At 71.0% G+C, this 10,400-nt stretch carries 13 protein-coding genes; all 13 read left to right on the top strand.

The window, feature by feature from the left end; translation table 11 throughout:
* Positions 1-158 precede the first annotated feature (158 nt).
* Complete coding sequence (locus VIM26_RS21585) at positions 159-473, top strand: flagellar FlbD family protein (RefSeq protein ID WP_331955111.1); 315 nt, start codon at positions 159-161, stop codon at positions 471-473.
* On the top strand, positions 473-1,264 hold the full coding sequence (locus tag VIM26_RS21580) for a motility protein A (protein ID WP_331955109.1): 792 nt from the start codon (positions 473-475) through the stop codon (positions 1,262-1,264). Before VIM26_RS21585 ends, VIM26_RS21580 begins: the two co-directional genes overlap by 1 nt.
* Positions 1,261-2,124: a flagellar motor protein MotB gene (locus VIM26_RS21575; protein ID WP_331955107.1), complete on the top strand. Its 864-nt coding sequence runs from the start codon at positions 1,261-1,263 to the stop codon at positions 2,122-2,124. The genes VIM26_RS21580 and VIM26_RS21575 overlap by 4 nt, the downstream gene beginning before the upstream one ends.
* Positions 2,121-2,660: a flagellar basal body-associated FliL family protein gene (locus tag VIM26_RS21570; protein ID WP_331955105.1), complete on the top strand. Its 540-nt coding sequence runs from the start codon at positions 2,121-2,123 to the stop codon at positions 2,658-2,660. Before VIM26_RS21575 ends, VIM26_RS21570 begins: the two co-directional genes overlap by 4 nt.
* 144 nt (positions 2,661-2,804) lie before the next feature.
* The gene (locus VIM26_RS21565) at positions 2,805-3,740 is read left to right on the top strand and encodes a flagellar motor switch protein FliM (protein WP_331955103.1); all 936 of its coding nucleotides are present in this window, start codon (positions 2,805-2,807) and stop codon (positions 3,738-3,740) included.
* Positions 3,740-4,444, top strand: a complete 705-nt coding sequence (gene fliN / locus VIM26_RS21560) for a flagellar motor switch protein FliN (RefSeq protein WP_331955101.1) — start codon at positions 3,740-3,742, stop codon at positions 4,442-4,444. The genes VIM26_RS21565 and fliN overlap by 1 nt, the downstream gene beginning before the upstream one ends.
* Before the next feature lie 11 nt (positions 4,445-4,455).
* Positions 4,456-5,043 (top strand): flagellar biosynthetic protein FliO, encoded by a 588-nt coding sequence (locus VIM26_RS21555; RefSeq protein WP_331955099.1) that lies wholly within the window; start codon positions 4,456-4,458, stop codon positions 5,041-5,043.
* Positions 5,040-5,945: a flagellar type III secretion system pore protein FliP gene (gene fliP, locus VIM26_RS21550; protein ID WP_331955097.1), complete on the top strand. Its 906-nt coding sequence runs from the start codon at positions 5,040-5,042 to the stop codon at positions 5,943-5,945. The genes VIM26_RS21555 and fliP overlap by 4 nt, the downstream gene beginning before the upstream one ends.
* A 6-nt stretch (positions 5,946-5,951) precedes the next feature.
* Positions 5,952-6,227 (top strand): flagellar biosynthesis protein FliQ, encoded by a 276-nt coding sequence (gene fliQ, locus VIM26_RS21545; RefSeq protein ID WP_331955095.1) that lies wholly within the window; start codon positions 5,952-5,954, stop codon positions 6,225-6,227.
* A 4-nt stretch (positions 6,228-6,231) separates the two neighbouring features.
* Entirely contained in the window at positions 6,232-6,993 is a 762-nt protein-coding gene (locus VIM26_RS21540) for a flagellar biosynthetic protein FliR (protein WP_331955093.1), read from the top strand.
* Positions 6,990-8,153: an EscU/YscU/HrcU family type III secretion system export apparatus switch protein gene (locus VIM26_RS21535; RefSeq protein ID WP_331955091.1), complete on the top strand. Its 1,164-nt coding sequence runs from the start codon at positions 6,990-6,992 to the stop codon at positions 8,151-8,153. Before VIM26_RS21540 ends, VIM26_RS21535 begins: the two co-directional genes overlap by 4 nt.
* Positions 8,150-10,201 (top strand): flagellar biosynthesis protein FlhA, encoded by a 2,052-nt coding sequence (locus tag VIM26_RS21530; RefSeq protein ID WP_331955089.1) that lies wholly within the window; start codon positions 8,150-8,152, stop codon positions 10,199-10,201. Before VIM26_RS21535 ends, VIM26_RS21530 begins: the two co-directional genes overlap by 4 nt.
* On the top strand, positions 10,179-10,400 hold a 222-nt coding region (locus tag VIM26_RS21525), incomplete at its 3' end, for a hypothetical protein (RefSeq protein WP_331955087.1). The genes VIM26_RS21530 and VIM26_RS21525, both read left to right, overlap by 23 nt.

Raw genomic sequence — 10,400 nt, 5'->3', positions numbered from 1 at the left:
GTCCTATAGGACGTCAACGCTCGGACGTTGCGGGTTTGGGGCGGGAAATTGGCTCAGAGCGCGGGCTCGGAACGCTCATTCTGGGGGTGTCGAGGTCGATGGGAGTTGTACAGGGCTCATGGATGGGCCCGCAGGATCGACCATGGACGGGAGACATCGTGATCATCGTGACGCGCCTGAACGGCCCCCGGTTCGCGATCAACCCCGACCTGCTGCAACGCATCGACAGCGTCCCGGACACGATCCTCACGCTGGTCGACGGGACCAAGTACATCGTCCAGGAATCCATGGCCGACGTCATCACTCTCATCGTCGACTACCGCGCCGCCGTCATCGCGCGTTCGGCGGACCCCCGGGCGAACCTCGGCCTGCACGCCGCGCCCGACCTGCCCGACGACGGCGACGACGCCGGCTCGGACCCGGACGACGAGCCCCTCCCGCCCCCGGTCCAGCTGCACCCGAGGGGGATCTGATGGATCCGGCCACCCTCATCGGGGTCAGCCTCGCGTTCGGCGCGGTGATCGCCTCGATCGTCATGGAGGGCTCGAGCCCGATGGCCGTCGTGCTGCCGGCGCCGATGATGCTGGTGATCGGCGGCACGCTGGGTGCCGGCCTCGCGAGCAGCACGGTCAAGGACGCGAAACGCGCCTTCGGCTCGATCGTCAAGGCGTTCACACTCAAGCTCCCGAATCCCGAGGTCACGATCGAGACCCTCGTCGGCCTCGCCGACCGGGCGCGCCGGGAGGGCCTGCTCGCCCTCGAGGACGCCGCCAAGGAGATCGACGACGAGTTCCTGCGCGCCGGCCTGCAGGCCGCGATCGACGGCACCGACCCCGACGACCTGCGCACCATCCTCGAGGACAAGATCTCGACCAAGCGCGCCCAGGACCGGGTGAGCGCGAAGTACTACGCCGACATGGGCGGCTTCGCCCCCACGATCGGCATCATCGGCACCGTCGTCTCGCTCGTGCACGTGCTCGAGAACCTCGCGCAGCCGGACAAGCTCGGCAAGATGATCGCGTCCGCCTTCGTCGCGACGCTGTGGGGCCTGCTCACCGCCAACCTGTTGTGGCTCCCGCTCTCCGGGCGCCTCAAGCGCGCGTCGGACCTCGAGTGCACCCAGATGGAGGTGGCGCTCGAGGGGCTCCTCGCCGTGCAGGCCGGGGCCAACCCGCGCCTCGTCGGGGAGCGCCTGCGCAGCATGCTCGCGGACGAGCCCGGCAAGTCCGCCAAGCCCGCCAAGTCCGAGAAGAAGGCAGCATGAGCGCGCACAAGGGCCGCGGGAAGAAGGTCCACGAGGAGGAGCACGAGAACCACGAGCGCTGGGCCGTGAGCTACGCGGACATGATGACGGTGCTCGTCGGGCTGTTCATCGTGCTCTACGCGATGGGTCAGACGGACAACACCAAGTTCACGGCTCTGAAGAACTCCCTCGCGGCCGGCTTCGGCAACGGCAACCCGTCGGTGCTCGACGGCAGCGCCGGCGTGATGAAGGACGCCGGTGCGGTGCCCAGTGCGCCGCAGGACCAGGGTCTGGCCGGCCCGGTCTCCCCGCAGGACGCCATCGTGCCGCTCAAGGTCGCCACCCAGCCGACGGACATCGAGCGCGCACGCAAGGAGCTGACCCGCCTCGAACAGGTGGAGCGCAAGATCGAGGCCCGCCTGGCCGCGGTCGGCAAGGCCGGACAGGTCCGCTTTGTGATCGACGAGCGCGGCCTCGTCGTCGGCCTGATCGCCAACGACGTCTTCTTCGACCAGGGCAGCGCCGTGCTCAAGCCGGCCGCTGAGGTCATCGTCGACGCCGCGGCCCCCGTGCTCGTGGCGATCCCCGACCAGGTCTCCGTCGAGGGCCACGCCAACGCGGTCCCGGTCTCCGGCCGGTACGCGACCAACTGGGAGCTGTCGGCCGACCGGGCCACCCAGGTGCTGCGCCGCCTCGTCGAGCACGACCACCTGCCCGGCAACCGGATCTCCGCGATCGGCTTCGGCGACGCCCGACCCCTGAAGAACGCCGGCGCCGACGCGCTGGCGGTGAACCGCCGTGTCGACCTCGTCGTGCACAGCTCCCAGCCCGACTCGGTGCGCAACCTGCTGCCGACCGTGATCGCACAGATGAAGGGATGACGACGGACATGGTCAACGAGCAGCGGGTGATCTCCAGCTCACCCAAGCCGGTCGGCGGCGGGATCCGCGAGGGCCGGGCCAAGCTGGCCGCGGTCTCGGAAGCCCCCGAGGAGAAGAAGCGGAAGAAGCCGGGCAAGCTTGTGCTGATCATCGCCGCGGTGGTGGTGCTCGCGCTCGCGGGTGCGGCCTACTTCTTCCTGCTCAAGCCGTCGGGTGGCGAGACGAAGGGGCCGCCCCCGCCGCCTGCGCCGGTGCCCGGCACGGTGCTCACCATCGACCCCGTCAGCGTCAACCTGGCCAACGGGCACTACCTGCGCCTTGGCCTGGCCCTGCAGCTCACGAAGGAGGTCAAGGAGGCGCCCGACTCCGCTCGCGCCCTCGACCACGCCATCACCGTGTTCTCGGGGCACACCGTGCAGGAAGTCACCGACCCGAAGACCCGCGAGCAGCTCAAGGAGAAGCTCGTCAAGGAGCTCGACAAGGCGTACGACGGCGAGGTGATGGATGTCTACCTGACCGACTACGTCACCCAGTGAGTCACCCGCTGGAGTGATCAGCCCGCCACGGATGGCGGTGGTTCGCGGTGCCAGGGAGGGCGCCACATCGATCCCGGACGACCGGGATGAAGAACGACGCGAGGTGTTCCTCACAACCGTGCGCGGGCGGCCGATCAGGGCTTCGTGACGGTCCAGGACACCTCGCGGGCGCCGGCCCGCAGAAACAAGAAAACCGGCGAACCCGCGGCCTACGACTTCCGTCGGCCGATGACCCTCGTGCGCGAGCACGGTCGGGTCCTGGAGATGGCGCTCGAGACGTTCTCGCGTCAATGGGGCAACCAGCTGGCCGCCAGGTTGCGGGTGCTCGCCCAGGTGTCGATCGAGTCGGTGACGATGCTCTCCTACGACGAGTACGTCCGGTCCCTGCCGCCGCAGACCACGATGGTCATGTGCACGCTGGAGCCGAGCCGCACCACCGCCGTCGTGCAGATCTCCAGCGGAACGACGATGAACTGGGTCGACTACCTGCTCGGCGGGCGCGGGATGGTCATCGGGAACGCCGAGCGGGAGCTCACCGAGATCGAGTTCACCCTGCTGCGTGACCTGCTCCAGCACGTGCTCGGCGACCTCTCCTACGCGTTCGCGGCCATCGTGCCCATGACGGTCAGCGTCCGGTCGGTGCAGTACGCCCCGCAGTTCGTGCAGGCCGTCGCGGCCTCCACCGCCGTCATCGTCGCGACCTTCACCGTGCGCGTCGGCGACCACGAGGACACGGCCACGATGATGCTCTCGGCCGACGTGCTGCTCGCCGGACTTCGGGCGAACGAGACCACGGACAACCGCTCGGCCGCCGAGCTCGCGGCGCACGAGGATGCGGTCGCCCGGCTCGTGGCCGGGATCGAGAACGTGCCGGTTCCGGTGGCCGTCCGGTTCGGGCCCATCACCGTTCGCCCGTCCGACGTCGTCGGGCTGGCCCTGGGCGACGTCCTGGAGCTCAACCACCCGACCAACCGTCCGCTCGAGGTCGTCGTCGACGACGTCGTGCTCGCCCGTGCCGCCGCCGGGACCCAGGGCGCCCGCCTCGCGTGCGTTGTCGTGACCGCCGAGGAGATCTCCTGATGCCTGCCCGCACCGCCCCCTCCACCGAGGCCAAGATCGCCGCCGACCTGCTGGTCGGTCTCCTGCCGTCGACCGTGCCGTTGACGGTCGAGCTGATGGACCCGTCCCGTGGGCCGCGCCCCGAGGACGCCGCCGTCGTCGCGACCTTCGTGGGCGCGTCGAGCGTCGAGCTCGTGCTGGTGGCCGAGCGGGCGATCGCCGAGTCGCTCGCGGGCATCGGTGGGGCGCCGATCTCGCTCGGGGACGCGCTGCGGCCGGCCCTGGAGGCCGCCGCGGGCGCCTTCGGTCCCGGCGTGCTCGAGGTCGCCGTGACCCGCCCGGTCGGCGCCGACCTGGTCGGGGAGGGCCTGATGGCGTTCGCCCTGATGGCCGACGGCGAGCCGCAGGCGTGGTTCGGCATCCGGGCCCGCAGCCGGGCCGCAGCCGTCCCGCAGCAGCGCGACCCCCACCAGCGGGCCGACATGCGCCTGCTCTACGACGTCGAGATGACGCTCACGGCCGTGATCGGGCGCACCCGCCTGCCGGTGCGCCAGGTCCTCGACATGGTCCCCGGGTCCGTGCTCGAGCTGGACCGCGCCGCCGGTGCACCCGCCGACCTCATGGTCAACGGCCGCCTGATCGCGCGCGGTGAGGTCGTCGTCGTCGACGAGGACTACGGGATCCGGATCACCGAGATCGTCTCGGCCGACCAGCCCAACGTCTGATGGAGACCGCGATGGTGGGGCTGCGCGTCGCGCTCGCGCTGGCCTGCGTGCTCGGTCTGATCTGGTACGCCGGGCGGCGGCTGTCCGGCACGTCGGTCGTCGGGCGGCGGTCGCGCAGCGTGCCGATCACCGTGATCGCACGCCAGGCGCTCGGCAAGGGCGTGGGCATCACGCTGGTCGAGGTCGCCGGGCGCACGCTCCTCCTCGGGGTCGGCGACAAGAGCGTCGCGCTGCTCACCGAGCTCCACCCCAGCGACGCCGACGCCACCGCCGCCGAGCGGCGGGTCGAGCTCGACCTCGCCGCCCTCGACGGGCTGCCGGAACTCCAGGAGCTCTCGGTCCTCGATGAGCTCCAGGCGCTCGACGAGCTCGACCCGCAGGAGCCCTCGGACCTCGATGAGCCCACCGGGCCGACCACCGACGCCCTGCTCGACGAGCTCATGGCGGCCGCGGCGCGCCCGACGGCCCCACGGCACCTCGGCCACCCGGACCGCGGCGACCGGGTCGGCTCCCGCGGCGCCCTGGAGGGCACCGTCGCGTCGCCCAGCACCTGGCGCCGGGCGGTCGACGTCGTGCAGCAACGCACGGTGCGCCGGTGACCCAGCGGCGCCCGGGGCGCGCACGGTTCGTGCGGGCCGGGCTCGCCGTCGCCGCGATCGTGTTCCTGCTCGGGGTGTCGACCGCCGCCGCGACCCCCGCGGGCGCCGCTGTGCACTCCGTCGCCTCGGTGGCCGACGCGCACACCGCCGCGCGCACCGCCGCACACACCGCCGCGCCGAACCCGCCCGGGGCGCCGACCACGCCGAGCGCGCCGTCGACCACCGACCCCTCCATCACGGTCGACCTGAACGGTGTGAACGGCAAACCGAACAGCTCGATCACCGTGCTGCTCGCGCTCACCGTGCTCTCGGTGGCCCCCGCGGTGCTGCTGATGATGACCAGCTTCACCAAGATCTTCGTCGTGCTGTCGCTGACCCGGAACGCGCTCGGCCTGACCGGCGTGCCGCCCAACCAGGTGATCGCCGGGCTCGCCCTGTTCCTCAGCCTGTTCATCATGTCGCCCGTGCTCAGCGACGTGAACACCGCGGGTCTGCAGCCCTACCTGAACGGCAAGGTGTCCTTCGCGAAGGCCGTCGAGACCGGGTCGGCTCCCCTGCGCACGTTCATGCTCCGCCAGACCCGCGAGGAGGACCTGGCGCTGATGACGCGCGCCGCGGACCTGCCCAACCCCAAGAACCCGGAGTCGGTCTCGACCCTGACCCTCATCCCGGCCTTCATGATCTCCGAGCTGCGGTCCGCGTTCATCATCGGCTTCGTCATCTTCGTGCCGTTCCTGGTGATCGACCTGGTCGTCTCGGCGTCCCTGATGTCGATGGGCATGATGATGCTGCCGCCGGTGATGGTGTCGCTGCCGTTCAAGCTGCTGCTTTTCGTCCTGGTGGACGGGTGGGGCCTGGTCGTGACGGCCCTCGTGGGCAGCTATTCCGGGGTCGGGGGCTGAGCGCCGATGGACACCAACTCCGTCCTGGACATCGGGCTCAATGCCCTCGTGCTCGCCGCCAAGCTGAGCGCGCCGGTGCTGGTGACCGCGCTCGTCGTCGGGTTCGCCATCTCGCTGTTCCAGTCGGTCACGCAGATCCAGGAGGTCACGCTCAGCTTCGTCCCGAAGGCGATCGCGGTCGCGGTCGCGCTGTTCGTGACCGGGCACTGGATGATCGCCGAGGCCGTCGGATTCACGACCGAGCTCTTCGCCCGGATCCCCTCGCTGCTCAAGGGGGGCTGACGCGATGACGTTCGGGCTGCCGTGGCTTCCCCTGGAGTCCGTGATGCTCGCCGGGGTGCGGATCGCCGCGTTCCTGCTCATCGCGCCGCCGTTCGCGCACCGCGGGATCCCGGGCGCGGTCAAGGCGATGCTCGCGATGGCCCTCGCGCTGCTGGTCGCGCCCCGGGCCCGGGCCGCGTCCGACCCGGCCGACATCTCGCTGTTCGTCACCCAGCTGCTGCTCCAGGTGGTCGTCGGTGCAGCCCTCGGCTTCCTGGTCGCGCTGGTGTTCAACGCCGCCACGGCGGCCGGCGCGCTGATCGACCTGTTCGCCGGCTTCCAGCTGGCGTCCGCCTACGACCCGATGAACCTCACCAGCGGTGCGCAGTTCCAGCGCCTGTACCAGCTCACCGCGCTCGTGCTGCTGTTCGCGTCGGACGGCTACCAGATCGTCATCACCGGCCTGGTCCGCACCTTCGACGTGCTGCCGCTCGGCACCCCGCTCAACCTCGCCGCGATGGCCGCACTGAGCGCGAGCGGGTTGACCCAGATGTTCCTCGCCGCGCTCCAGGTCGCCGGCCCGCTCGCCGTCGTGCTGTTCCTGGCCGACGTCGGCCTCGGGCTGCTCACCCGCGTCGCGCCCGCTCTGAACGCCTTCGCGCTCGGCTTCCCGCTCAAGATCCTGCTCACGCTGCTGCTCGCGAGCGCCGCGTTCCTCGCGGTGCCGCAGCTGGTCAGCTCGCTGACCCGCGACTCGATGAGGTTGCTGATGGGGGTGGCCCGATGAGCGAGGACGCGGGCAGCAAGACCCACAAGGCAACCCCGAGGCGCATGAAGGAGCTGCGTCGCGACGGGTCGCTGCAGCGCTCGCAGGACCTCTCGGCGTGGCTCGGGATGGGCGCGGCGGCGCTCATGCTGCCGGCCGTGCTGCGCGCGGGGGCGCAGCACGCGGTCACGCAGCTCGCGATCGTGCGCACGACGATCGCGAACCCGGACCCGCTGAGCACCGTCCAGGTGCTCTACGACGGGCTCGGGACCGTGGTGCCGACGGTGGCGCCGATGCTCGCCGTCGTCACGGTGGCCGCGATCGTGTCCTCGGCAGCCCAGGGCGGCATCCATTTCTCGACCAAGAAGCTCAAGCCGACGTTCAAGCAGTTCAACATCCTCAAGGGCGTCAAGAACTCGTTCGGCACGCAGGCCCTGTGGGGCGGCGTGAAGGCGCTGCTCAAGACGGCCGTCGTGGGCGCGGTGCTGATGGTGATCGTGCGGGGCATCACCCCGCTGCTGCTCACCTCGGGCGGGCTGTCGCTGCGCCAGGTCGTGGACGTCGGAGCGGGTGGCGTGGCCTCGCTGATGCGCACGGCCGTCATTGCGGGTCTGGTGCTCGCGGCGTTCGACATCCTCGTGATCCGCCGCAAGAACCGCAAGCAGACCATGATGAGCACCCAGGAGATCAAGCAGGAGAACAAGTCGTCCGAGGGCGACCCGCTGCTCAAGGGCGCGATCCGGTCCCGGCAGCTCGCGATGAGCCGCAACCGGATGATGGCGGCGGTCGCCACCGCCGACGTCGTGCTGGTGAACCCCACGCACATCGCCGTCGCGCTGCGCTACGAGCCCGGGCAGGGCGCCCCGGTCGTCGTGGCGAAGGGGTCCGGGCACGTCGCGGCCCGGATCCGCGAGGAGGCGTCCGCCAAGCGGGTGCCCCTGGTCGCGGACGTCGCGCTCGCGCGGGCGCTGAACGCCGCGTGCGAGATCGGCGAGGAGGTCCCCGAGGAGCTGTTCGTCGCCGTCGCCAAGATCCTCGCGTTCGTGATGTCCCTGCGCCGCCGGGGTGCCGCGCAGGGCCTGCACCGCAACCCCTCCGCCGCGAGCGGACCCCCAGCCGGGGAGCACGACGGGGCGGCTGCCCGGCGCGCGAAGAGACGACGACCGAGGACGAAGCGATGAGGAACAAGAACATTGCCGGGCTCGCCGTGCCGGCGGGCGTCGTGGGGATCGTGCTGCTGCTCGTCGTGCCGCTGCCCGCGCCGCTGCTCGACCTGCTGCTCGTGGTCAACATCGTCGGGTCCCTGGTCATCCTGCTGACCAGCATGTACGTCAAGCGCCCGCTCGACTTCTCGATCTTCCCCTCGCTGCTGCTGGTTGCGACGCTGTTCCGGCTCGGGCTCAACGTCGCCTCGACCCGGCTCGTGCTGCGCGACGGCTACGCGGGGGAGGTGATCGGGGCGTTCGGGCACTTCGTCGTCGGCGGCTCGCTCGTCATCGGCCTGGTGATCTTCATGATCCTGGTGGTCATCCAGTTCGTGGTGATCACGAACGGCGCCGGCCGGGTGGCCGAGGTCGGCGCGCGGTTCACCCTCGACGCGATGCCCGGCAAGCAGATGGCGATCGACGCCGACCTCAACTCGGGTCTGATCGACGAGGACACCGCCCGGCGGCGCCGGGCCGACGTCGGCGCGGAGGCGGACTTCTACGGCGCGATGGACGGCGGGTCCAAGTTCGTCAAGGGTGACGCGGTCGCCGGCATCATCATCACGATCATCAACCTGGTCGGCGGGTTCATCATCGGCATGGTCCAGATGTCGCTGAGCGCGGGTCAGTCCCTCGAACGGTTCAGCCTGCTGACCATCGGCGACGGCCTCGTCACCCAGATCCCGGCGCTGCTGCTCTCGGTCTCGAGCGGCATCATCGTCACCCGCTCCACGGCCGACGGCGACCTCGGCTCGGCCGCCGTTGCCCAGCTCGGCCAGTCGCGCCAGGCGCTGCAGATCGCGGGCGTCTCGGCGGTCGCGATGGCACTGATCCCGGGCCTGCCCAAGCTGCCGTTCGTGGTCGTCGGTGCGCTGCTGCTGTTCGCCGGGCAGCGGGTCAAGCTCCGTGACGCCGCCGCGGCCGCGGCCGCGGAGGTGATGGCGCCGGCTGCCGCGGTGCAGTCGGCAGACAGCCCCGAGGCGCTGATCGAGCAGATGCGCGTGCACGCCCTGGAGATCCTGCTGGCGCCCGACCTGGTCGACCTGGTCGGCGGGGGCGACGGCGACCTGCTCTCCCGCGTGCGCGGTCTGCGCCGCAAGATCGCGCTCGACCTCGGCGTCGTCGTGCCCCCGGTGCGCACGCGCGACTCCATCGACCTGCCGCTGGCGACGTACGCCGTGCGAATCTCCGGGATCGAGGTGGGCCGTGGCGAGCTCCCGGTCGGGCGGATGCTCGCGCTCGGCGACGCGCTGGACGGGCTGCCCGGACAGTCGGTGCACGAGCCGGTCTTCGGGCTGGCCGGCAAGTGGATCCCCGCGGAGCTGCGGCACGCGGCGGAGATGTCCGGGGCGACCGTGATCGACCGGGTCTCGGTCCTGATCACGCACCTCGGCTCGATCATCGCCCAGCAGGCGTCGCGGCTGCTCACCCGCGAGGACGTCCGGGTGCTCACCGAAGGCGTCAAGCACGTGAACCCGTCGGTCGTGGAGGAGCTGATCCCCGGGCTGCTCAGCCTCGGTGAGGTCCAGCGCGTGCTCGAGGGGCTGCTCATCGAGCAGGTGCCGATCCGCGACCTCGGCCGGATCTACGAGTCGCTCACCCTGCGCGCGAAACAGAGCACCGAGGTCAACGGCCTCATCGACGCCGCGCGGACCGCGCTCGGGCCGGCGCTCGCGGCCCCGTACGGGCACGGCGGCGTGCTGCGCGTGATCGTGCTGGAACCCACGCTCGAGCAGAACCTCGTCGAGTCGATACGCCCGGCCGACGGCGGCCCGCAGATCATGATCGACCCCGTGCGGATGGACGCGGTCCTCGCCTCCGTGCGCTCGTGCGTCGCAGCAGGCGAGGCGACCGGGTATCCGGTCGTGCTGACCTGCGCACCGACGCTCCGATCGGCGATGCGGCGGCTTGTGCTGCTCGCGACCACGGAGCTCCCGGTGCTCTCCTACACAGAAGTGACAGGCTCCGGCCTGCGAATCGAGACAGTGGGGACGGTGCGCGATGTCCACGCGATTGCTGCTTGACGGCGAGAGCCTGGCGGGGCTGATGCTCCGAGTCCGGACGGAGATGGGGCCGAACGCGGTCGTGGTCAAGGCCGAGCGGGTTCGCAGTGGTGGCGTGGCCGGCTTCTTCGCGAAGGAGCACTTCGAGCTGACCGTCGAGGTGCCCGAGCCGCGCGCGCACACCCCGTGGCGGCCGGCCACCAGGCTGCCGGCGCAACCC

The organism is Pengzhenrongella sp., from assembly GCF_036565025.1.
Taxonomy (GTDB): Bacteria; Actinomycetota; Actinomycetes; order Actinomycetales; family Cellulomonadaceae; genus Pengzhenrongella.
This window is presented reverse-complemented; position numbering and strand designations above follow the sequence as displayed.